Here is a 24,496-nt window from a genome sequence, read left to right on the forward strand (position 1 = left end):
TTACTCCGCCTTTCCTCCTTCTCCCATGCAGGAAAAGGATGTATCGGGTATTAGCTACCGTTTCCGGTAGTTATCCCTGTCTTGTGGGCAGGTTGCCTACGTGTTACTCACCCGTCCGCCGCTAGGTTAGTTAGAAGCAAGCTTCTAACTAACCCCGCTCGACTTGCATGTATTAGGCACGCCGCCAGCGTTCGTCCTGAGCCAGGATCAAACTCTCCATTAAAGACGTTACAAAGTAACGTCAACCTGTTTCATCTTCATCCACTCCAAGGAGAAGAACCGAAGATGAAACAATATAGAAAGAGCGATTAGCTCATTTTGAAACTGACGAGATAAAACATCTCATTTTTGCTTCCATTTCATACAGCCAGATGGCATGTACCAAAATTTCAGCATTGGATTTTATAAATAAAATCCGTACTCACTCGTTGTTCAGTTTTCAAAGATCAAATCAACAGCCGTTTAACTGGCTGGATATATAATTTATCACGTGTATACCCATCAAGCAAGTTGTAATTTTTCCCAGTAAATAATTTGTGTTTCTACGCAGTGTAATTTTTTTCTGAACCACGCCTACACATAGTGATTTGTCTATAACAACCGAAGGTATAAACGTTATAAAGTATAAAAGCAGAAGCTCTTTATTGATGGAACTGCTGCTTTCGCTTTTTTACATAAAATCCTGAAATGATCCCTTAGCTTAAAGCTGTAGCTAGATCTTCTATTAAAAGTTCAGCAGGTTCATGCCCTACAGCCAAGCGTATTAACGATTCGGGCATGTGTTGTTTTTTTAGACTCTGCTTATTGAACCCGTAGTTCGGTGAGATCACCTGGCTCTCCATAGCCCCCCACGATACACCGATCCGAATCAGTCGCAGTTTATTGATCACTCTGCATATATCCTCATAACCCGAATCTTTTAGTTCAAAGCTGAATAATCCGGCATACCCTTTAAGCTGTCTACATGCCAGCTCATGCTGTGGGTGAGAAGGAAGTCCAGGATGATTTACTTTAGAAATGGCCGGATGATCTGATAGAAAACGGGCAACCAACAGAGCATTCCTTTGATGGGCTTCCATACGGAGCGGGAGTGTTCTTAGACCCCTAATGAGTAGCCAGGCTTCAAAAGGGGCTAACGAACCGCCAATCAATTCATATTCTTCAGCATACATACGATTTATTATCTCTTTAGAAGCGATTACTGCCCCTGCAATTAAATCATTATGTCCCCCCAAGTACTTGGATGCGGAGTGAACGACGATATCAATGCCCCATTCCAATGGTTTTTGGAAAAGGGGTGTAGCCCATGAATTATCTATGATTGTGCGTATACCCTTCGCTTTGGAAAGTGAAGTTACCTCCTGAATATTTACCATATCGAATGTAAACGAGGTAGGAGACTCCATAAGAATAGAACGAGTCTGCGGTTGGATGGCATTAGCAACTGCTTCCGTAGAAGTCGAATGTACAATGGTGTAGTTTATATCGAACTTCGTTAAGTATTTGGCTAGGCTGACGGAAGTTTCATATATATGTCCGACCAGAATCAGATGATCCCCTGCGGATAAGCTACACATTAGAGCGGCACTGATAGCAGCCATTCCAGAGGCAAAGCACTTACAGTCCTCCCCACCTTCTAGCGCAGCAATCATTTGCTCTGCAATCTGAACGGTAGGATTGGTCCCCCTCGAATAGACATAATGCTCCTTTTCATGATTAGCCGCTTCAGCATAGTCTTCGTAGGTATCAAAGAAAAATGGAGCAGTCTCATAAATAGGAGGAGCAGCAGACTTAGCAAAATACCCTAGTTCGTCCTCAAATCGGAGACAGATAAGCTGATCATCCGAGAAACTCAAATCTGATCACCACTTTCTGAAATTTCAAAACCATAAGAGATAGTCTCCTCAATCCGGGACTCAAATATTCTATAAGACAAATTGCTTTGGATCTGTGCTGTTTAATTTTCGAAGGAGCTATGAGGCTGCCAAATGTCTTTCACTAAGTATCCAATTCATAAAAATAGCGTATATTTTTGGGTTGCAGGGCAAAGATATGCTTTATCAATATAGAGGGGGTTTACTTGTGTTAACACGTTGGATTAGAAATGTTCTGAAGCCTGGAAAAAGGTACACACAGGATATCGAAAAATCCAAACAGCAGGCCTCTTCAGAACCCATAAATCCATCATTAACACATACTCTATCTTTACTTAAATTAAAACTCGGGCAAAGCTCTGACTTTATTATTCGTGATTTTCCCGAAAATCCTGCTCATGCTGGCCATCTCGCCGTTTGTTATATTGAAGGACTGATTGACCAAAACTTGCTTTCCGATTTAATGGAGAGCTTGATTACAGAGATGGGCTCCGCAGATAATTTTATGTTTAAGGAAAATACTGCAGCTTCTTTGTTAAAAAACACAATTCCGTCTGGAAATATTCAAATGATACATTCGCAAAATGAAGTATATCAAGCCATCCTCTCCGGGAATGCCGTCATTGTCATCGACGGAAACAACTATGCTTTGGTAGTTTCCATCGCAGGCGGAGTAAGACGAGCTATTCAGGAACCCAGTACTCAAACCGTAGTGCGGGGTCCTAAAGAAGGATTTACGGAGGATATCTCAACCAACATCACACTGATCAGAAGAAAATTGCGGACACCTGACCTTAAATTTGATAGTCATATTATTGGGCGATATACACAAACCAAAGTCATGTTAGCTTACATTGAAAATGTCGCTAATCCAGAAGTAATACAGGAAATTACAAAACGGCTTCAATTTATTGATACAGACAGCATACTTGAAAGTGGCTATATCGAAGAATTTATACAGGATGAACCACTTAGTCTCTTTCCCACCATGCTAAACTCAGAGCGTCCGGATGCAGTCGCAGGTAGCCTTTTAGACGGACAAGTAGCTGTTCTGGTTGATGGGACACCATTCGCTCTGATTGCACCTGTAACCTTCTTTAATTTCTTTCAAACGGCCGAAGACTACTACCAGAGATATGACATTTCAACTTTTTTAAGGGCTCTTCGTGTGGTATCTTTTCTAGTCTCATTGTTGCTTCCCTCTCTATTTATAGCCTTGACGACTTTCCAACAGGAAATGATCCCCACCACGCTGTTAATTACGCTGATGGCTCAACGGGAAGGAACTCCTTTTCCTGCATTATTGGAAGCTTTAATGATGGAATTGATGTTTGAAGTGATTCGTGAAGCAGGTGTGCGAATGCCACGGGTCATCGGACCAGCCGTTTCCATTGTAGGAGCTTTGGTTATCGGGCAGGCAGCGGTGCAAGCCGGACTGGTCTCAGGTGCAATGGTTATCGTTGTTGCCTTCACTGCTATATCGAACTTTGTCATCCCGTATTTTGGTATGGCTTCAGCAGTCAGGTTGTTGCGTTTTGCACTTATGCTACTGGCAGGGGCTCTGGGCTTATTCGGTATTCTGATAGGAATTATCCCCCTTCTTGTTCATCTTGTATCTCTCAAATCATTCGGAGTTGATTATTTTGTGCCCTACAGCCCCACCTTTAAATCTAATATGAAGGACCTTATCATCAGAGCTCCGTGGTGGGCTATGAAAACCAGACCTAGCGAAAAAACGGGACATAACCAGACAAGACAGGCAGCTCACCAATACCCTGCTAGTTCGGATGAAATCAAAAATAATGACAAGTCTGATACCCAAAAATAGGAGGGATCAATGGTGCGGCAATTAAGAGTTAGTTATGTTCTGTTTATTGCAGGATTATTACTTACAGGGTGCGTAGATCGTACAGAATTGAACGAATTAGCCATCACAACAGCAACTGGAATTGATGGACATAAAGGCGACTGGATCAATACCTATCAAATTATAATTCCATCAGCCATGACGACTGGATCAGGTGGTTCTTCCACCGGGGCATCGCAAAGCGCTGTACATACCTTTTCTACACATGGAAAAACATTGAGAGAGACCGTTATGAAGAGTAGCCTGGAATACCCACGTAAACTATATTTCGCCCAAAATAATATACTCGTTATTGGAAAAAAAGCAGCAGAACAAGGCATTGAAGAGATTATCGATATTTACCTCCGCAACCTTGATTCACGAGAAACTGTAAAAGTATTCATTGCCAACGGAGAGGCTCGTGATTTTTTGAGAAAGCTTGTACCACCAGAGAAAATTCCTGGTCAAGCTTTAGAAAAGATTATAGAAAGAGATAGCAAATTAGGCTCAATTTACCCCGCAATATCCATGTATGAATTTATTTCGAAAATTAGCTCCGATAGTGCAGCCGGAGTTCCAGAAATATCTCTTGTGGGTTCCGAGCCGGAGAAACTAGATTCTGTTGATGTTTTCAAGGAAACCTCCGCCAAAAATAAACTCAAGTTATCGGGCTTAAGTATTTTTCAGAAAGACAAGAGAGTCGGCTTCCTAAATGAAAAGGAAAGTATGGGGGTTTCATGGTTAAACAACCAGATTAAAAACACTACTGTAAACTATGTGGATGGAAATGTTATGTCCGCTTTCCTCATCCGGAAAGCCAAGGTTAAGGTTACGCCAATCAAGAATTTAAATCATTATTACCTCAACGTTGACGTTAAAGCTACTGGTGATCTTCTGTCAGCCTCTTCGCAAAGAGAAATGAAAGATATGCAAAGTATACATCAATTGCAGATGCAAGCAGCGGAAATAATCAAATTACAAATTCAGGAAGGCTGGAAAGCCTTACAGCAAAAGAATATCGACCTTATTGGTGTTGGAAATAAAATTCATCACAAGTATCCAAAAGACTGGAAAAAAATAAAAGAGACATGGCCTGAAGAGTTCGCAAACATGGATATAAAAATAGGTGTGAAAATGAAGCTTGCACGTCCGGGATTATTCGAAAAATCTTTTAACGAACTGTTGAAAAATGAATAAGCAGGGAGAGGTGAATTGAAGCAATGCGTAAAAATACAATCCGAGTATCCGAGCTGATCATTTGTATGTCTTTGTTTGAGGTTGGAAGTACAACTTTGTTTTTAATGGGAGCTGAAGCAAAGCAAGATGCTTGGTTAGTTATGTTGATAGGAGCTTTAGCAGGACTACTTCTGCTAATGCTCCATCTTGCTATTCACCATCAAGATCCTGATTTGGATTTGTTCATGTTGTTTCGCCGTTACACAGGGAAATATGTGGGTACAATCATTAACTTACTTTTTGTGATGTATTTTACATATGAAGCATCTCGGAACATACGCGATTTAGGCGAGGTAACCGTAATGACTTTGCTCCGCCAAACCCCTTTGTGGATCATCATCTTGATCACAATCGTGGTGGTATCCAACACGGTTCGTTACGGCTACAAAGCATTGTTCTTATTTTGCTTGTTCCTTTTCCCTTTTTTTGTACTTGGATACGCCATAATTAGTATATTAATTCCGGCAACCGGTCTCTTTCACTTGGAAAATTCCCTTCCGGTTTTAGAGGAAGGATGGAGACCCATATTTAAAGCCGCTATTCCTGAGCTTATCTCCTTTCCATTCGGACAAACTGTGTTATTTCTTGTATTTTATCCGCTTGTACATAAAGGCCGGAATATCACAAAACCCGTTTTCTTTGCCTATATAATGACCGCACTTGCTCTAACATTTGTTAATCAATTGGATATTTTTGTTCTCGGACCCAAGATCGCCGCCAATAGCACACTTCCTCTTTTGGAGACCGTTCAGTTGATTGAATTAGCAGATCTGTTCGAACGAATGGATGCCCTTTTCACCTTGCTTCTTTTTCTTGGCTTGATCATCAAAATGTCTTTATTTTTTAATGGTGCTGTGATAGGACTAGAAAAAATAACTGGAGTCGGATTTAAAAAATGGATTCTTCCCCTGGCAGCACTTATTTATGGTCTTTCTTTTTTGTCCCCTAACTATATTCATCACATGGTAATCGGTCGAAAATTTGTTCTTAATTCCTGGTTTCCTATTTTTCAAATTTTCCTCCCTTTGTTACTGTTTACCGTTATTGTTATTAAAAAAAGAAAAAAGACAAATAAACAGTCCTCTTCATAAGGCTACGGTAGTTCAATACTCCGAAGTTATGCCTCTATCTCAGCAGCTACACCATACACGGTAAGAAGCGCAGAACTATAGTATGTCTATCATTCAAGTATTCAGCCTCTTTTATTGTGCTTTTTCTATTTCATCGGCACGATGTGAAGTGTCCCATCCTCGCTAAACTCTGCATAGGCAATCTCGTCGATACTATCATATCCCTGCTCTCGCACCTTTACTTTAATCTGTTCAATATCGATTGACTTCCCACGCATAGATTCATTTAGCAACCTTCCCTTATCAATGACAGTAACAGAAAAAAGGTCAGGCTGTGCATCTATTCCCATATCCTGAGCAGCAGGTGGCTCGTATTCGGGTTTGCGCATGACTGACAATGAGCCGTTCGTCTCTAGAGTGGCGTACCAGACCTCACGCAGAGAAAAAATATTTTGCTGGCGTAGCATGGAGAGTAGCTGTGTAAATTCTATATCATATTTCTCCAGCATTTTTTGATTAACCTGCCCTTTATCTACGAGCAGCACTGTTCGACCTTCTGCCATATATCCAAATTTCACAAAATGGGTCGTCGCTTTCTCGAAAAAGTAGGCCAGCGCGCACCATAGTGCTAGAGCAAACAAAAGGTGCCAGATCGTCACCTTATCGTCATATAACGTATTCCCTACAATTTCGCTTAATACCAATGATGTCAAAAAATCAAGTGGTGTTAACTGGCTGAGTGTTTTTCGACCTGTAATAAAAGTAATGATCCACAAGCCAAAAAAGCTGATGATCAATTTGACACCAATCGTAACAAATACCTCCATAAATAGACCCTCCGAAAGAAGTTATTTCTCTTATGGGTTATTTACACTCGTATACTTCTGTATAAACAGAGGCTTATTCCATTCCTAAAGTTGTCCGAAAAAAAGCCCGCCGCCAGATACAGGCAGCGAACTTTTTTTAATTACGGCTATTATATATTCTTTGTTTTCGTGTATTCACATAATTATCTACTTTTCACCAGCAGCTGAATTGCTTCTTTAACCAGCTTATCTGTATCTCCTCCAGCTTCTCGCTCTTCCAATATACAACGTTGCAGATTTTCTGCTACAATTTGGGCTATTGCTTTATCTGATGCGTTGCGTACAGCTGATAGCTGGCTGACTACATCCTTGCACGACTTTCCCTCATCCATTAAACGAAGCACCCCACGCACCTGGCCCTCAATCCTTCTCAAGCGCGTTTTCAGTTCATCACTGTAATTGTAATCCATAAGTATGCACTCCTTTTTTGACTTACCATATACACGTATAGGTATATTATAAACCAAAAAAATAAATAGAATACCCTAAATAAATAGATTCACCTTCCCCTGTGAAGCATCCCCCAAGTAGGCGGCCACTCCAGCATACTCCAGACCATCTATTAGCTCTGCTTGCTGCAGTCCTAATAGATCCATTGTCATGGTACAAGCAACGAGCTTGATGCCCTGCTCTCGTGCCAACTCTATAAGCTGCGGCAAGGAAAGCGCATTGTGCTTTTTCATGACATGCTTGATCATCTGTGGACCGAGTCCGGCAAAATTCATTTTGGATAGCCCAAGCTTTTTGGGTCCACGAGGCATGATCCAGCCAAAGGCTTTTTCGAGCATTCCTTTATTGGAGCGTATGAGTTCATCCTTACGCAATATATTTAGTCCCCAAAATGTAAAGAAAATAGTTACTTCATGATCATATGCCGCCGCTCCATTCGCAATAATGAATGCAGCAAGTGCCTTATCCAGCTCGCCGCTGAATAATATAATCGTTGTTTTGGGCTGAGCTTGCTCTTGATTCTCTGCATAAGTTCCTGCTGCTGTACTCATATAGAATCGCTCCCCATTGTTTCTCCTGCCCAGTCGGATATGCCTGAAAGCACAGATTTGACGTTTTTAGCTCCTTTGTCTGCCAACAAGCGGCAGGCCCTTTCACTGCGTGCTCCAGCTTGGCAGATCACTGCGATTTCATCTTCCAGATTCAGCTCAGCGAGTCTGTTCTCCAGTTCGCCAAGAGGGATATGTTTAGATCCAGGGATATGTTTAAGCGCGAATTCGGCGGGTTCACGAACATCGAGCAAAATGAAGTTCTCTTTTAAAGAACATTTTGCTTGTAGCTCTTCATGGCTTATCGTAGAAGAAAATATTTGCTCCTTCTTCACTTCAGCCGGATTTGCTTTGCGTAAATAATGTCGCATTACTTCTCCTTCTTGGAGAGTGCCCAAATATTGATGTCCAGTGTTTTTAGCCCAGCTCTGAAAATCGGCTAATGAACCTTTGTCAGTCGCTTGAACCTCCATAATCTTTCCGGGAACGAGGTCATTCATAGCCTTTTTTGTTTTTACAATAGGCATAGGACAAGCTAGCCCTTTGCAATCAAGAATATGATCTGCTTGGATATTGTTAGTTGATGACATTCTATAACCTCCGCCTGTTTTTTGAGGGGGATTAGTTTAGCAAAATCCCCTAATACATATACCCCTATGGGTATTAGAATAACGAGACTCACTTCCCTTGTCAACCTAGTTAGCTTCTTTCGCTCAGAAACTAACGAATTTATGCCTTGTACTAACTAAAAGCAAACAAAAAAAGCCGCACAAAAGCGCGACTCTACTGCATACATAAAATTAATCGTCTATTTTCATCAGTTCTGGTAGATCCAGCGACATCGAAATATTACATAGCATTCCTCTGGCCAGAAAAAGCATCGTTTTTTCCATCGCATGTTCGATATCTGCCTGCCGGAAAGCGTTATAAACTGTCGTATGAATTTCACGAAATCCTTGCTGCATAACACTTACAATTACATCCTCACGGATCGTCTGCGCCTGCATTTGTAAGAGTATTTCATTGCGATAGTCCATCATAATTTGCGAATAGGCTGCAATCAGTTCTTGCTCTAACTGCTCAGACGAAGCCGAATGAATAACCTGGTGAAAAGAGTCTATGATACGTGCAAATGAAACCTTCAACGCTTCAATAAGCAAAGCTTCCTTGGTAGCAAAAAAGCGGAAAACATAGGGCTGAGAAATATTGGCCCGTTCCGCAACTTTGGCTGTTGTAGCTCGGTAGTAGCCCATCTCTGCAAAGACTTCGATAGCAGCAGATATGATTTCCTTTTGGCGATTTATTGATGTTGATGTAGCTTTAGCCATATTTTCTCATCCTTTGTTTATTACATTTTCCTAGTAGTGATTAATCAATTACTAATTAGTATAAATGTCACACTCTAAAAATGCAATGAACCAGAAAAGTCGCCTCCCTAATCATGATGGAAACGACTCTTTGGCACACTCCATTATGGCGTCATCGTGTTAAAGTAAAACCGAACATAATTGACCTTTTGCGTTTTGGTTTGATAAGAAAATACTAAATAATAACTAAGATCTGACGTGTTGTTGATCGTATAATTAGCTTCTGCTGTGCCGGATGTGTCTTTAGAGGTGTCAATTGTTTCTGTGGGCTGGCCTAGTTCGCTAATAACTTGTTTAATAAGCAACTTCTTATATTGTGGATCGTAAGAAGTAATTTCTGTAACTTTGTCACTTCCATCCAGTATGAGATCTGTATGATATTTAGCGTAACTTCTCATAGGGCCTGTAGAACCAGAATCGGATTTCCCCCATAGCTCGAACAACAGATCGCTGCTCGTTCCTAGACCAAGACCTTTAGGCAGATTGGGCAACGTCCCCTGCTTGGCTGCGCTCATTATAGCAGCTGCGGAGCTGTGTTTACTGTCAGGTGTGGCTGTACTACTAGCAGGTTTCTGCTGTGTCGAGGTTAAACCTTGATCAGACTTTTTTCCAGGTTTCTTGGAATTTTCTGCATCCGCACTAGGCTTACTGATATCTGTATTCGTCTTGTTATTGGGAGTATCTTGCTCATTTGTATTGATGTCTGTGTTCTGATCTGTTGAATTACTGGCAGATGGTGTGGCTGATTTTGTTGTAGATGGAGCAATTGAGCTTGCTTCTCCACTATTGCCGCATCCTGTCATTACAGCAAAACCGATTGCTAATAAAGCGCTGGTAGTGACTAGCTTGCAAGCTAACTTTTTACGATTGCGAGATTGATGTATAGGTTTCATTATGAGATCACTCTTTCCTTGTTCTTGAGTACAAACCAAGTGTAACCGAACCTCGTTTCGAGAATACCTCTACTTGTATCCAACTTGTAAACAATAGCGTTATAAATCTCTAATACATCCTACCTGCGATCGTAAGCGCCTAGCTGTTGTTTAGAAAAGGCGTAAGGGGAGTCACTCTTCTTCAACCATATATTCCCTTTCACAATAAAAATGTATATAGCAAAAACAAAGTAGATTGTGCCTGCAATCCAGTCTATTGCCGTAGGAATGTCTCGCTTTACAATTTCATGGATATACCAGATTCCGACAGGGACATGCAGGAGAACTGCCGTACACAAACCGGGATTATATACAGTTTTTGCTTTGAGATTGACAACAATTCCGTGCCAGATGACCTGAAAAAATCCCATCAAAACAGGTGCGAGTCCAAGCCAGATTACGTGGGGAAACCAGACGGGGAGTAGATAAAATACATAGGCAATTGCCACATTAATGATCATCGCTGATTGAGTGTTCAAGGGGTAATGATCCGGGGCTTCACTTTTAAACAAAACATTGTTAAATAAACCCGCAAAATATCCGGGCCAGCGGTATTCTTCAAATTGGTGAAACAAAATAGCCACAAAGCTTAACCACAGTATGCCTGATAGATCCGATAAGATGGCTGAATTCATAAGCAAAACAATACATACAGCCACTCCAATGATGCCTCCTGCATCTTGCCAATATTTTCTCAAAAAATCCATGGCATTCACCCCTAAGATTTATTTTTGATCAAAATATCTTTCAAACAGCAGGTTTAATTGTTCCTCTATTGTAGGCATTTCCACAACTGCTCCAGATTCAAGAATTGGACTCATCAGTGCAGGCAGAAAAATGGCTCCGAATATTTGCAGCATCATAGCTAACAACCGCTCTGGCTGTTGCTCACCTGTTAGCTCCTTGATTGTGTTCTGGACCTTTGGAAACCCCATTATGTTTAAAAATCTTCCGTATTCCTGTTGAGATGTAAAGGGCGTGCTGCCCATCACAATAATTCGTGATAGTAGCTCTGGATATTGGCGAATGACCTGTAAATAGTTAAGTAAAAATTGTTTCAGTCTATCTTGCGGGGGCATCGCTGTATTGTCCAAAACAGAAAATGTGTGCTGAAAGCTGTTTAGGATCACTTCGATAGCTTCGCTGAGCAAATTTTCTTTGGAGCCAAAATAATAATTAACTAGAGAAATATTAGTACCAGACAGGTCAGCAATTTTTCGGATTGTAACCGCCTCGAAACCTTTCTTTTGGATAAACTCCAGCGTAGACTGTAGAATTTTTTCTTTGGTCTGTTGTTTTTTGTCTGGGTGACTCATCTTTTTCCTCCTCCTGTTTAGTTTAATCCTAAAGGACAAATGAAACGGACTACTTTAAGCAAAACAACAATTTAAACAAAATTAAAACGATATTTAAAACACTGTTTAAATTATTGTTTGAACTTAGCTTAGCACTTTACATTTCACAAAACAAGTAAAGATATGAGAATTAGGCTATGAAAAAACCCGCAAAACGAATCAGATCGTTTGCGGGTTGAGTGAAGTGAGATTAAGAAAAGACTAAACTAAATTGCCCAATTTCCTTTGCGGAACACAGCCTCTGTGCTTCCGTCTTGCAGTTCACCATCAATATCCAGCTCGGCTGAGCCGATCATAAAGTCAACATGAGTCAGGCTGACATTGGCACCGTTCTGGAGTAACTCCTCCCGGTTCATTTGTGTCCCATTTTCGATATTAAATGGATACGCACTGCCTAGGGCCAAGTGACAGGAGGCATTTTCGTCGATACCTGTATTATAAAAGATGCGATTGAGATTGGAAATCGGTGAATCGTGCGGCACCAGGGCAACTTCTCCCAGATAGCAGGCCCCTTCATCTGTAGCGAGCAAATGAGTGAGATGCTGCTCGCCGGATTCTGCTGTATATTCGGTGACCTTACCGTCCTTAAAGGTAAACGTAATGCGATCTACCAGTTGCCCATTTAAATTAAGCGGCATGGTACTTGTGATGTGGCCATTGACACCTGTACGCTTAGGCATTGTGAACACTTCTTCTGTCGGCATATTTGCCACAGTATAAATTCCTTGGGCGTTTTCGCCGCCACCACCACGCCAAATATGTCTTTCGGCCAATTCAATTTTCAAATCTGTTCCTGGTGCACGATAATGGAGGCTTTTATAGTTTTTATGATTCAGCTTGTTTTGTAGCTGTTCGAGATTGTTTAAATGTCCCTGCCAATTTTGAATTGGATCGGAGCCGTCTACACGATTCATTTGGAAAATCGTATCCCACATGACACGAATTCGGTCCTCTTCTGCTATATCGGCAAATACTTTATCTGCCCAAGCCTTCGTCGGCGCTTTAATCAGGCACCAGCTAATCTTAGCATTCCGCGTATAGTGAGCATAACCTTCTCTCGCCGTAGCCGCCGCCTTTGTTGCGCGTGAAACGTGTTCCGGGTCAATACCTTGATATAAATCCGGGTTCGGCACTTTAATCGTTAGCGTAGCTCCACCCTCTTCGGCGAATTTCTCCATCATGTCTGCCTTCCAAGCAGGGTAGTAATCAAAGCTGGCTTCGTCACCATGTTCAAAACGACTGCGTGTAATGGAATCGTCCTCAAACTCTACTTGCACATATTTAGCGCCTGCTTCATAGGCTTTGCTGACAATCAGGCGTGTAAACTCAACAGTTTCCAGTGGTGCAGTTACCAACAACGCCTGTCCTGGCTGAATGTTGACCCCTACTCTTACGACCAGTTCTGCGTATTGCTCCAACAATGATTCAAATGTACTCATTTTTCCACGCTCCTGTTTCGTTTTAATAATATTGAATGGCTTCATCACTACAGTGCAGATTGCTTCTCCAAATCACGCAGCTCCACTCTCCGTATTTTTCCTGAGCTGGTTTTAGGGAGTTCCTGAATAAATTCTATTTTTCGTGGATATTTGTAAGGTGCCGTCCATGTTTTCACATGATGTTGCAGTTCCTTTACTAACTCCGGTGATCCTTCTACCCCGGCTTTGAGCACGATGAAAGCTTTCACAACATGTCCACGGATTTCATCCGGGCTGGCTACCGCTGCACATTCCTGCACAGAATCATGCTTCATCAGCGCTTCTTCTACTTCAAAAGGACCAATGGTATATCCAGAACTGATAATGATATCGTCACCGCGTCCTTCAAACCAAAAATATCCATCCTCGTCCTTTCGAGCCCGGTCTCCTGTAACAAAATAATCTCCATGCACACTAGCTAATTTGCGTTCTGGATCATGATAATACGTATGAAACAATGCCGGCAGATCAGCACGCACTGCAATATCGCCCACTTGCCCTGGAGCCAGCGGAATACCATCCTCGTCTACGACCTCAACAAGTCCCGGTGCAATGGATTTGCCCATCGAGCCTGTGCGCAGAGGTGTGTCTCTTAGATTTCCAATAATTAACGTACTCTCGGTTTGGCCGTAGCCATCACGAATCGTAATGTTGAACTGCTCCTGAAACTTGTTGATAACCTCCTGATTGAGCGGCTCCCCCGCAGAAACTGCGCTGCGCAATAGGGATAGATCGTATTGATCCAAACCATCCATTTTTGCCATAATTCGATATTCAGTTGGCGTACAACATAACACTTGGACTCCGTATTGCTGCAGCAACTGCAAATAACGACCCGGACGGAACGAACCATTATATACGAATCCAGTCGCCCCATTTCCCAGTACCGATAAAAACGGACTCCAAATCCATTTTTGCCAGCCAGGTGCGGCTGTGGCCCATACTATGTCTGAAGCTTGAATGTCCAACCATGGTGATGTTATCCGCAGATGGGCATATCCCCAGCCATGGCTATGTACAACAGCTTTAGGATTTCCTGTGGTACCCGAAGTATAGGCCAGAATGGCCATGTCGTCACGGTGTGTCTTCACAGCTTCAAAAATATCTTCTTGTCCTTCCATCAGCTCATCCAGCACAAGCCAACCAGGTGCATTTGCTGTGTGGTCCCCGGGGACTACAATGCGGTGAGCCAAAGCAGGCAAATCATCACTTATTTTATCTACTTCACCTGTTACTCCGGTCCAGGCAATGACTGCACGCGCTTCCGAATGGCGAAGGCGATATGCAATATCCTTGGCCCGCAGCATTTCTGAAGATGGGATGACAGCAAGCCCCAGCTTCAAGCATGCCAGATAAATGACATATGCAATAATACGCCGTGGTACTACGACCAGAACTCTATCTCCTTTGTTAAATCCCAGACTTGCAAGTCCACCAGCCAGCCGATTTGCCTTTTTCAACAGCTCTCCGTAGGTGATTTCTTCGTATTCCCCTGTCTCACTTAACCACTTGAGTGCGGTCTTACCAGCCTCATGGTGTTCCATTTCCGAAGTCATATTGTAATATTCAGGCGCAAGCCATTGTTGCTGATCAGTCAAGTTATACCTTCCCCTTTATACATAAGATAAGAGCAACTTCCTTTATGTAGTATAACACGTCTTAGTACCAGGTTCTAATACCAGAATTAATTTATTTGGAAAAAAATAAAATTTGTAAAACAAACGACAAAAAGAAAGAGCCTGAATACAGACTCTTTTCTTTACTATTATTGTAATCTACAACTCAATGTCTACCACTGTAGAAGCCGCTTCCTGCCCGTTTACGAGCAGCACAATTCGGTGCGCTCCCGCATAATGACGACGAGTTGTCAGGTCTGCGAACCGGTGTGTTCGTGTACCCGTTAGACGGGTTCCTCCAGGAACCGTTTTGTCAGAAAGCAAAAACAGTTTGCGTGAAACTTGTCCTCTCGCCTTTACAAAGTCGATGCCATATTCGATGCGAACTCGTACAGGTTCACCTTCTCGAAGCTGAAGCACATAGCTCAGTTCACTGTGATCCCCGATCTTTAATACGGCAGGGTCTGTGGTGAAAGAGGCTGCTGTGACCAGCGGCACCCCATCCGTATCATCCGCATAGCCGAACATGGCCATCACTTCAGGGATGGATTTGCGAATCAGGGATCGACAGCCATGACGCACAATCCAGTCGGTATCAGGATGTGCGCCCTTCCACCGTTGAGCCGTTGCGATGACAATATCGGGTTGATCCTTGGCAATATCGTTCAGGTTGTTGGCTACACTTTTACGTACATACAATGATGGATCGGCCTTCAGCAGTTCTAATACAGCCAATACCGGAGCAGGATCACGTTTGAAGACAGGCAGCGCCTGTCCCCAAGGCAGCCGTGGACGACAACCTTCGCTGGCAAGACGGCGGACGTGTTCACTGGGGTGTCCCGCCCAGGTCATCATCTGCCGCATCATCCGTTCTGGTTCACGCAGGAGGAAGGATCTCACAGCGAACTCCGCAGAGGATTTTGATGTAAATCGCTCCAGTGCATTCATGGACAGGTCCCAATGCTCTTCTCCCTGCCCATATACCTCTACGAAATCAGGGAAAAACAAGTACGGAAATCCGCTACAGTACTCATCAATGGCAAATAATATAGAAAGAGCTTCTTCATAACTACTGGGCAAAAACGCCCCTAATGTTAACGAAATACGCCGTATTCGTTCTTTTAGCTCCAGTTCTCCCCATTTTTTATCCATAACTTGATGGATAAATCCGTCAATGTCGAACGGACTGTATGCAGCCTGTACTCTTTCACCGAATAGACGAAGGAATTCCTCCGTGTACATATTTTTTAAGGGTTCAGCCATTGTATATCTCCTTTTAAATATGAATGTAAGCAAGAAGCGATGAACGAACAATATCTTCGTATATGATAACCATAAATCGTGACCCAGCACCAGCACTAAATGGGGTTAAGAGAATGGATATAAGACACATTAAAAAATGCCAAGTCCTAAGATTAGGACCTGACATTTTTCCATAAACACTACAAATCGAATGAGACTTATATTTTGTGTTGGACAAACCAGTCGGTAATGCGTTGCAGTCGTTCCACGCGAAGCTGTGGGTGCCCTTTACGTGAAAGCTCGTGACTCGAAGCTGGGAAACGGACAAATTGGGTGGGCTTTCCCAAACGACGCAATGCTGTAAACAACTGCTCTCCCTGCTCAATAGGGCAACGTAGATCCTGTTCTCCATGTAATATGAGCAGCGGTGTATTGATTTGCTGTACATAAGCCAACGGGGACTGCCTCCACAAAAGCTCGAAATCATCCCATGGATTCCCGCCAACTTCATCTTCCGTAAACGAGTATCCTATGTCACTCACCCCATACATTGACAGCCAGTTAGATATGGAACGCTGGGTCACAGCTGCGCGGAAACGATCCGTATGCCCGACAATCCAGTTTGTCATAAAGCCACCATAGCTGCCTCCCGTGACACCCAGTCTTTCTGGATCGATGAATGGGAATTTGCGTATAGCCTCGTCCACGGCGCTCAGTAGATCGGTGTAATCACGTCCGCCGTAATCTCCAAGGACAACATTGGTAAAAGACTGTCCATACCCTCGACTTCCTCCCGGGTTCGTATAGATGACTACATACCCCCGAGCCGCCAGCAACTGAAACTCATGAAAAAAGGAATTGGAATACATGGCATGGGGACCGCCGTGAATTTCCAAAATGGCAGGACAAGCCTCCCCCTCCTTAAAACCAGCAGGCTTCATCACCCATCCCTGCACGCGTCGACCATCCTCGACCTCCGTCCAGAAGCTCTCAGGCGCACTGATCTCAATCTCATCAAGCAGAGCATCATTCACTCGTGTTAGCCGTTCCTCGGTCCCTGAATGGATCGCAATCCGAAACAAATCGCCTGGTAAAGCGACATTGGTGGAAGCAGCAATGATATGCTGCTCATCCGAAGTAAACTCGAATTGGTAAATTTCCCGTTCTCCTTGGGTTAAAATTTTAAAAGTTCCATCAAGCGAAAACTGATATACGTGCACATTTCCTTCAATGGTTACCAGCGTATACAGGGATTGACTGTCCGCACTGAAGCGTGGTGGTCCTACATGAAGATGTGAACGCATGTCGCTCATACCCGCATTACCGAGGTGAGCATCAAGCGTCTCACTAACACATACTGCCGTCCCGCCACTGGAGGGAACCGTATACAGTCGAGTCTGAGTAGCGCCTTTGGCATGACGATCATGACCGTAAAAGGCAATCAATGTACCATCGGGAGAGAATGCAGCGCTCTCGATTTGAAGCTCGGAATGAGTCAGCTTAAACGGTACTGTCGCATTGCTATTAGAAGTCGCAGGAGCTACCGTAAACAAATCACTTTGCTTGCGTAAATCCGTATCCTCTTTGGAATGCTCCGCTATTCTAGCGACAAATAAAATCTGTTGGCCATTCGGTGACCAGACAGGCTCCGCGACATCATAAGCGCCGGATGTCAATTGAACCGTGTGCCCTGAAGTCACATCAGTTACATACAAGTGATCACGAGTATCATCCCACAGCCCATAGCCGTCGGATTTAGCTTTTGTTCGATTAACCACTCGTCCCTCAAGCTGTGTCTCCTGCTTTCCTGCGTCGCATGTAGGAGTTGACTGGTTCTCAGCAGTTTTAGCTACAAACGATATGTAGGCTCCATCCGGCGACCAGGCTAATGAACGAACATTGTTCCCTACGTGCGTAAGTTGTCGAGCTTCCCCCCCGCGTGCTGGAATAATCCATACCTGACGCTTGCCGTCTGTCGAACGGAGAAAAGCAAGTTGTGACCCGTCCGGTGACCAGACAGGTGTTTCATCTTTCGGTCCATATGTAAAGGGTATTGGAGTTTTACCTTCGAACGGCAACAGCCAAATAGCCGAGTTGTAGTCTGTCCGTTCTTTATTAATATACTGCTCTACGTAAGCAATTTCGCCACTCGTGGGATGAACAGCTGGATCGCTAACCCAGTGAAATCGATATAAATCCTCAGCTGTTATACGGCGTTTGGTTGTGCCAGATTGCGAGTTGCTCAAATAAATTCCTCCTTAATATTGTCAGATTTGTACAACTTCACATTCAATTAATCCGATTAATTTTATATGAATTTAATAAATATACAATTACGTTACTCTTTTTATGTATCTCTGTCAATTTGTCCAAAACTCAAAGAACCCTCTCTCAGTCATAATGACTCGAAAACACCGCTGCTTCGGTTGCTTTCTTGAGAGAAGGTCATATCTGTTATCGTTCTTCTGTACCGTACGCATTAAAGCCAAGTTCCTCTGCAGGCACAGCCTGCCTGACGATATTTTGGAATTTCTGCTGTGAACTCAGGCTTCTCCAGTGATCGTGTCTAATTTCGGTTAGCAGTCTCGGCTTCATTCTTTTCATGGATGTAGGTGGAGAATAATTCAGGATTCACTACTTTACGCAGTAAATGCATCGTCCCGTCTCCTGTTCCATGGTCAAAAGCATGGATACGTTCATATCCCCAACGCTCGTACATGGATAATAAATAGGGATGTTTTTCCGCAGTGGCTAATGTCACTGCAGGAGCTCCAACCTGATCACGAATAATCATTTGTTCTACCCAGTTCAGCAGTTTTTTTCCATATCCTTTGCCCTGAGCAGCCGGATCTACGGCAAACCACATCACAAACGGAAGATCGGTTATAAAATTAAGGGCTCTATTTTTTAGATGACTAACGGTAGCCTGGATGACACCATCGACTTCCAGCACATAGCAATCATTATTTTTAATGTTTTCTTGAATGAGAGCGACGTCTGCCTGAGCGGCAGGCCATTTAAGCTCCAACTGCCGAATTGTTTCATATGCCTCATACGTTATATACTGCAATCTTTCTGCATCCTCTTGACGTGCCAGACGATAGATCTCGCTCATAGTTCCCCGCCTCCCTATAGTATTGTAATAATGTGCATAAATTTTTTTTAACTAATCCTATCTTTTTAATCAGAAATAAAAGTTAACATAACTGTAGCATGCTCACCATTCAGCGACAAATTAATTTTTTCTATACCTTCATTTAAAATAACAATGTCCCTTGAGGGTTGGAAAGTCCGCAATTCAAATAAAAGCAAAAAAGCCCGAAAGCCGGGCTCCTTTACTTTCTAGACCAATAGAATGCTGTCCCTGTCTCTGGGGCATTCAAACCAACCTGTACGCTGTGTTATTCCGCAGGGGCAACAAAGCTGCGTTTGGCAAACTCGCTGTCCAGCATATAAAAGGCATTGCTGTCTCTTTCAATGCGCTTAAGCTTCTGGATAACACTATCGAACAGAGCTTCCTCTTCGACTTGCTCATCAATAAACCATTTCAAGAAATGGATCGTTGCATGCTCACGTGCATCGAGGGCCAAGTCAGCCAAATGATAAAATTTTTGTGTGTTTTGCTGCTCATGCTTGTAGCCATGCTCAAATACGTCCAGCATGGAATCGTAGCTATTTTTGGGCTCCGGTAATGCTGCCAATGTGGCGCGTCCTCGACGGTCGTTAATGTATCTATACAGTTTCATGGCATGAAACCGTTCCTCCTCTGCTTGTACCAGGAAGAAGTTTGCAAACCCATCTAGACTTTCACTAGAGCAATATGCAGCCATCGCCAGATATACGTGAGCGGAGTAAAATTCAAAGTTCATTTGCTCATTCAGAGCCTGTGCCAAATTGTCATTCATGTCTTAGGTCACCTCGGTCAGATATGTAATGATGTAACGTTCTTAGTGTACCATGAATTTGATCACAAAAAAACGGACGGAAGTGAATTCAGACACACTCACGTTCCGCCCGCCTTGCTCAACATTTAGTTCACAATCAAGGCTCCAGACCCCAGACACGTTTGTCGTTTATATACAAAGGTGTTTTGTCCCAATCTGTATAAGAGGTCTTGGTTGCATCATAGGAAAAATCGTCACTTTCGTTATAGTTGCTCCAATCCGTCTTGTTCATGCGAATCTGAATATCCCCCGTGTTTTCCCCTGCTGCCAGACTTCCCGCACCGGCTCCAAAGGAGATCTCCAAATAATAATCTGCCCCAGTTACGGCCTTATCCAGTTTCACAAACCGTCCCTGAACATTGCCGCTGCCCAATTGTGCATAATCACAGTGAAACTCCTGCCCCTTATCGCCATCTACAGTATAGTAGTATCTCAGCTTGACGTTTTTCAGATCAAGAGCCTCTTTACCCTTGTTTACGACACGGAAGAGTGGTCGAATCTGGTTATCTCCCGGGTTGGTGTCGCCCACACGGTATTGGGCAATTACATCTCCCTTCGCCGGAATCGGGGCTGCTGTTGGCTTGGCGCTGACCTCAGCAGAATCCGGGCTGGTTCCTAAGGAATTTGTTGCACTTGCTACATAATAATAAGTGGTTTCATTCACCACCCCTGTATCCTTGTAAGTGGCGTCAGTTACCGTTGCTATCGTGGTATACGGGCCACCACTGGCTGTGGAGCGCTTAACCGTGTAGCTATCAGCACCTGTCGCTTTGCTCCAGGTTAGTGTAACTTGTGCATCTCCTGCACTCGCCTTTACATTTGCCGGAGCTTTGGGAGCTGTAGGTTCGGCTGGTCCACTACCATTAATCAGACGGTCATACTCTGCATAAGCAGTTGCCATATCTACTTGGGACCAGAAACGGTGATACGTAAATTCTGGCGCACCTTTATCCCATTTTTTGGTCTGTTTGTTCCATGAAGTCGTGTATTTGTCTTTAAGATAGGACCATTGCGGATCTTTAGTGATATTAGGGCGGATGTCGCTATAGCTGGAATACGTACCATTCCCTCCCTTGGACGGATCAGACGGTGTAGCGTCTGTGCCTGGGATCGTGTTGCCTTGCCCAGTCTTACCACTCCATCCGCTCGGGATATATACTTCTTTAGTAAAATAACGATAATAATCCTCACGTGCTTCCTTCGTTGTAATTCCTATGCCGTCGTTATAGCCCCATGCTGCATCAAGCAAGGCTTTGGACAGATCTTTGGCTTCCTTGCCTAACTCGGTGTAGTCTCCTTTTTCAGCTTTTGTTCCGGCAGCAAAGAAGGTAAGCGCCTTCACATAACTGCCCAGCACTCCTGCATCCTGTCCTGGATTTTTGGTTACGACATGAAGATTGGCATTTCCTTTATGATTGGCAAATCCGCTCCAGGTTTCAGGCTTTCCACTCCATTCCAGATTGCTCGGCAGCCAGAACTCACCTTTAGCCGCTGTAGTGGCTACCTTCGGATTTTTGCCACCCAGAATACGCTTGCCTTGTGCATCCAAATAGTAACCCTGCGCATCAGTTACAGGCCGTTCGTTGGCAAATACATAGCTCTTGGACCAAGCGATCCAGTTTTCAGTCACTTGTTTAGCCATTTTAAACTGCTCAGACGAAGTGTCACCTTTCTTGGCCAAAATATAGTACAGCTCCGCAATCCGCTCGACAGGCCAAGCCTGCATGCCAAACCAGTTGTTGGACGGTGGATCTTGATATACAGGAGCCCCTGTATAAGCCATGCCATAAAAAGTGCTCGTACCAGATGGATACGCCTTGTAGGCACCATCCCAGCTATTCGTTGCTCCACCTGCAATGGCCCCCTCATCAGATTGCAGCCAAGTGTAAAATTCCAATTGGCGCTTGAGCGAGGTCGCCCAATCCTGTCCTGCCGTAGGTGAATTTGGTATCAATCCGCTATCCTTATCGGATAATGCATATGCAGCAACGACATTCTGGTAGCCTTGATGCGCATGGCTGGCACCAATCCGCCAAGCCCAGTTGCCGCTTTGGCCCAGTCCGCCGCCCCAAGCCGTATACCATGCCATTAGATAAAGACTGGCATCCTTGCCCGTGCCAGCAATCGGACTTCCATTGGAAGCGCTTCCTACTTTCTGGAAGTATTTATCGTACATGCCGTAACGCAAGAAGTCTCCCATCTTTTTCGCTTTGTCCAAATATACCTGGTTGTCATAACCGAGTTCTTTTGCCCAGTACATGGCTTGAACCGCCCGTGCGTCCGCATCCGTGGCATTCGTGTAGCGCCATTGCTGTGCAGGAGCATTATTTTCCTTGGTGAACAGGCTCATGAAGCCTTCATTAGGCTTGCCAAACTTGTGATTATCCTGCGATGGATGCGGTACAGCCTCCCAGACCGATTCCTGTTCCCCGCGCTGGAAGGTGTTCACATAGGTCGTCGTATGTGACGGATTCAGCAGATTGCCAAAACCGTACCAATTGTCTACATCCAGCAACCAATGCATCAGGTAGGTCTGATTGTTGCCATAGGTTGCCTTCAGCTCAGAGTCCAGCGGGTCCTTGCCAGCACCATACTGACCACTCAGACGGCTTGGGTACTGATCCGGCTGTGGATATTCTGCGGCATAAGTGGCAGGGCTGTTCGGATTATAGTTACTCATTGTAGGCTGCTCTTCCTTACCGTCACCCTCATTAACAGGAATGATATATTTCTCCATGTTGTCCCATGCCGATTCCAAATGACCCCAATCCCCGGTATAATGACCATAGAGAACTTCTAGCCACATCCAATAGCTGTATGCTTCCGAGGTCGTTAAGTGTCCATAGTCAGGCGCCTCACTCATAAGTGTTTCAACGGAATGATAAGGGATACCTTCTTTAGAAAAGTAACCGCTAGCTGGGTCCTTCAGTTGTTTATACATTTGCAAAAAGCGTGTTGATTCAGGGGTTGCGGCTGATGCACGGTCGGGTTCGGCCTGAAATAAACCCAAGCTTAACGGAAGTACCAAAATGGCTGACATGACCATAGAGACAGATTTTCTGAACACAGATTTTCTACTGATCACTTTTGCATTCATCCTCTCCATTATCAATATTGGCTTTACTCAAAATTTGGTTCCGAAAAAAGACAGCACAAAAAGACAGCGCCATCACCTCACTTTCCCGTTATAAAGGTGGAGGACACGCTGTCCATAGCTCCAAATGCTTCACATTGGCCCTGGCAAGAATATACCACACTAGTCGCCAAATGAGAGTCGAAAAATTCTATATGTTTAGAGTTGCACAAGGAAAATTGACGAAATCGATAGGAATCGGTACTATTTCACAAGGAGGCGTTAAAACATGAAAGTGTTGCTGTTGCTTGGCTGTATTGTGATGTTTTTAGCTGTAGCTCTGGGAGCATTCGGGGCGCATGCGTTGAAAAAAAGACTTTCCGCAGACATGATGAGCATATTCCAGACAGGAATTCAATATCAAATTGCTCACGGTTTGGGTTTGTTGCTGCTGGGAGTTCTTGCAGGCAACCTTGCCCATTCTTCTCTTATTGTAACCGCAGGTTGGGTTATGCTGGTGGGCATTCTTCTGTTTTCCGGCAGTCTGTATGTTCTTAGTGTGTCTGGTGTGAAAAAGCTTGGAGCCGTCACCCCGATTGGCGGGCTGGCTTTTTTGGCAAGTTGGGTCATTGTGATTGTGGCGGTAATACAAGGCTAAACAAATAAACAGAGACTTGGAAAAGTAGGCGCTTCCAAGTCTCCTGTATCATGGCCGATTTATTGATGAAGATGAACGCGTCTATGATTTCGTTTACACTTGCTGTGCTTTCTGAGCCGCGATCCGATGACCTTCGATATAGCGTTTGGATTGAGCCATTTCATGCTCCTGAGCAGCTTCCATAATAATATGGACCCCTGGCTTGTACTGCTCCAGCAGTTCCATATATAGAGCATAGTTCATGTCACCAAAACCCGGCGGTACGGTCTCGATCTCACCTGATGATGACAAACGTCGGTCTTTGGCATGTGCTGCGATAATCCGAGGTCCTAGCAGCTGAAAAGCTTCGCGGATGATCTCATCCTGTCGCGCCAGGTTTTCCGTTTTTAGCAAATTACCCGGATCAATCACAACACCAATGTGTGAAGACGGTACTTCCTCCAGAAAGGTAGCTAGCTCTGCTGCTGTTCCGACCAAATGATCGTTAGCAGCCTCTAATCCTACAAATACGCCCCACTTCTCCGCCTCATCTGCTAATTCTCGCACAACTTCTTTTACAACTCTCCAGTCTCGCTCCGAATAAGGGGTCCCATCCTCATTTCGTCCGACTTCAGCTGCAACCATTGGTGCTCCTAACAGACTTGCGTATCGGATCAGCTCTTTGAAACGCTCTACATTTTCACGTAACAATTCCTCATCCTGTACAAAAAAATGCAAATAGCACCCGAGCACTGATATGGATACTCCGTGCTTACGAAATTCCTCAGCGATAGACAATGCCAATCCAGGATTGAACTTGCCAGGTTTATTAAAATCGACATCACTGATCGCTCTCCACGGAGCGAGCTGAACATGAGTAAAGCCCGCTTCACCTACCTTTGCAGCCAACTCGCGATAAGGCAACTTGCCAAACAAATGTGCCAATACACCTACTGTCACTA

General features: G+C 43.9%; 21 protein-coding genes and 1 rRNA gene. 4 read left to right on the forward strand and 18 right to left on the reverse strand.

Annotated features, from left to right (window positions below; genetic code table 11):
• A 16S ribosomal RNA gene (locus MMB75_RS22455) occupies positions 1 to 223 on the reverse strand; the annotation flags it as partial.
• Positions 224 to 695: 472 nt separating this feature from the next.
• Entirely contained in the window at positions 696 to 1,856 is a 1,161-nt protein-coding gene (locus MMB75_RS22460) for a trans-sulfuration enzyme family protein (protein WP_016819047.1), read from the reverse strand.
• A gap of 226 nt (positions 1,857 to 2,082) precedes the next feature.
• Between MMB75_RS22460 and MMB75_RS22465 the strand changes: the two genes are divergently transcribed.
• From MMB75_RS22465 to MMB75_RS22475, 3 genes are read left to right on the forward strand one after another with little or no spacing between them, the layout of a single operon-like run.
• Entirely contained in the window at positions 2,083 to 3,702 is a 1,620-nt protein-coding gene (locus MMB75_RS22465) for a spore germination protein (protein ID WP_016819046.1), read from the forward strand.
• Positions 3,703 to 3,711: 9 nt separating this feature from the next.
• Positions 3,712 to 4,917 (forward strand): Ger(x)C family spore germination protein, encoded by a 1,206-nt coding sequence (locus MMB75_RS22470; protein WP_045245171.1) that lies wholly within the window; start codon positions 3,712 to 3,714, stop codon positions 4,915 to 4,917.
• Positions 4,918 to 4,940: 23 nt separating this feature from the next.
• Positions 4,941 to 6,047, forward strand: a complete 1,107-nt coding sequence (locus MMB75_RS22475; protein WP_016819045.1) for a GerAB/ArcD/ProY family transporter — start codon at positions 4,941 to 4,943, stop codon at positions 6,045 to 6,047.
• 125 nt (positions 6,048 to 6,172) lie between these two features.
• Here the strand turns inward: MMB75_RS22475 and MMB75_RS22480 are convergent, their stop codons facing one another.
• The 15 genes from MMB75_RS22480 to MMB75_RS22550 form a co-directional block, all read right to left on the reverse strand.
• Positions 6,173 to 6,853, reverse strand: a complete 681-nt coding sequence (locus MMB75_RS22480) for a YetF domain-containing protein (protein WP_016819044.1) — start codon at positions 6,851 to 6,853, stop codon at positions 6,173 to 6,175.
• 182 nt (positions 6,854 to 7,035) lie between these two features.
• Complete coding sequence (locus MMB75_RS22485) at positions 7,036 to 7,302, reverse strand: metal-sensitive transcriptional regulator (protein ID WP_016819043.1); 267 nt, start codon at positions 7,300 to 7,302, stop codon at positions 7,036 to 7,038.
• A gap of 75 nt (positions 7,303 to 7,377) precedes the next feature.
• Positions 7,378 to 7,893 (reverse strand): DsrE/DsrF/DrsH-like family protein, encoded by a 516-nt coding sequence (locus MMB75_RS22490; RefSeq protein ID WP_016819042.1) that lies wholly within the window; start codon positions 7,891 to 7,893, stop codon positions 7,378 to 7,380.
• A complete protein-coding gene (locus MMB75_RS22495) occupies positions 7,890 to 8,480 on the reverse strand; it encodes a sulfurtransferase TusA family protein (protein WP_016819041.1) in 591 nt (196 codons plus the stop codon). Before MMB75_RS22495 ends, MMB75_RS22490 begins: the two co-directional genes overlap by 4 nt.
• 210 nt (positions 8,481 to 8,690) lie before the next feature.
• On the reverse strand, positions 8,691 to 9,218 hold the full coding sequence (locus MMB75_RS22500) for a TetR/AcrR family transcriptional regulator (RefSeq protein ID WP_016819040.1): 528 nt from the start codon (positions 9,216 to 9,218) through the stop codon (positions 8,691 to 8,693).
• A 143-nt stretch (positions 9,219 to 9,361) separates the two neighbouring features.
• Complete coding sequence (locus MMB75_RS22505) at positions 9,362 to 10,150, reverse strand: DUF4309 domain-containing protein (protein ID WP_016819039.1); 789 nt, start codon at positions 10,148 to 10,150, stop codon at positions 9,362 to 9,364.
• Positions 10,151 to 10,269: 119 nt separating this feature from the next.
• Positions 10,270 to 10,896 (reverse strand): HXXEE domain-containing protein, encoded by a 627-nt coding sequence (locus MMB75_RS22510; protein ID WP_016819038.1) that lies wholly within the window; start codon positions 10,894 to 10,896, stop codon positions 10,270 to 10,272.
• Positions 10,897 to 10,914: 18 nt separating this feature from the next.
• Positions 10,915 to 11,505, reverse strand: a complete 591-nt coding sequence (locus MMB75_RS22515) for a TetR/AcrR family transcriptional regulator (RefSeq protein WP_016819037.1) — start codon at positions 11,503 to 11,505, stop codon at positions 10,915 to 10,917.
• Between the two features lie 245 nt (positions 11,506 to 11,750).
• Positions 11,751 to 12,983, reverse strand: coding sequence for an aminopeptidase (locus MMB75_RS22520; RefSeq protein WP_029514312.1), 1,233 nt, complete (start codon positions 12,981 to 12,983; stop codon positions 11,751 to 11,753).
• 47 nt (positions 12,984 to 13,030) lie between these two features.
• Positions 13,031 to 14,620 carry an acetate--CoA ligase gene (locus tag MMB75_RS22525; protein ID WP_016819035.1) on the reverse strand — a complete coding sequence of 530 codons (1,590 nt, stop codon included), beginning with the start codon at positions 14,618 to 14,620 and terminating at the stop codon, positions 13,031 to 13,033.
• A gap of 177 nt (positions 14,621 to 14,797) precedes the next feature.
• Entirely contained in the window at positions 14,798 to 15,901 is a 1,104-nt protein-coding gene (locus MMB75_RS22530; protein WP_277510959.1) for a DNA alkylation repair protein, read from the reverse strand.
• A gap of 197 nt (positions 15,902 to 16,098) precedes the next feature.
• Positions 16,099 to 18,126: a S9 family peptidase gene (locus MMB75_RS22535; protein WP_045245173.1), complete on the reverse strand. Its 2,028-nt coding sequence runs from the start codon at positions 18,124 to 18,126 to the stop codon at positions 16,099 to 16,101.
• Positions 18,127 to 18,446: 320 nt separating this feature from the next.
• Positions 18,447 to 18,995: a GNAT family N-acetyltransferase gene (locus tag MMB75_RS22540; protein ID WP_025364830.1), complete on the reverse strand. Its 549-nt coding sequence runs from the start codon at positions 18,993 to 18,995 to the stop codon at positions 18,447 to 18,449.
• Positions 18,996 to 19,281: 286 nt separating this feature from the next.
• A complete protein-coding gene (locus MMB75_RS22545) occupies positions 19,282 to 19,785 on the reverse strand; it encodes a ferritin (protein WP_013371107.1) in 504 nt (167 codons plus the stop codon).
• Positions 19,786 to 19,921: 136 nt separating this feature from the next.
• The gene (locus MMB75_RS22550) at positions 19,922 to 22,909 is read right to left on the reverse strand and encodes a glycoside hydrolase family 48 protein (RefSeq protein WP_016819031.1); all 2,988 of its coding nucleotides are present in this window, start codon (positions 22,907 to 22,909) and stop codon (positions 19,922 to 19,924) included.
• Positions 22,910 to 23,186: 277 nt separating this feature from the next.
• Here MMB75_RS22550 and MMB75_RS22555 point away from each other — a divergent pair, with 277 nt between their 5' ends.
• The gene (locus MMB75_RS22555; protein WP_017428559.1) at positions 23,187 to 23,555 is read left to right on the forward strand and encodes a DUF423 domain-containing protein; all 369 of its coding nucleotides are present in this window, start codon (positions 23,187 to 23,189) and stop codon (positions 23,553 to 23,555) included.
• A gap of 93 nt (positions 23,556 to 23,648) precedes the next feature.
• On the opposite strand, the gene MMB75_RS22560 is transcribed toward MMB75_RS22555, so the two are convergent.
• A complete protein-coding gene (locus MMB75_RS22560; RefSeq protein WP_044786508.1) occupies positions 23,649 to 24,494 on the reverse strand; it encodes a sugar phosphate isomerase/epimerase family protein in 846 nt (281 codons plus the stop codon).
• Between the last annotated feature and the right edge of the window lie 2 nt (positions 24,495 to 24,496).

It is taken from the genome of Paenibacillus sp. P2(2022) (genome assembly GCF_029522175.1).
GTDB lineage: Bacteria > Bacillota > Bacilli > Paenibacillales > Paenibacillaceae > Paenibacillus > Paenibacillus polymyxa.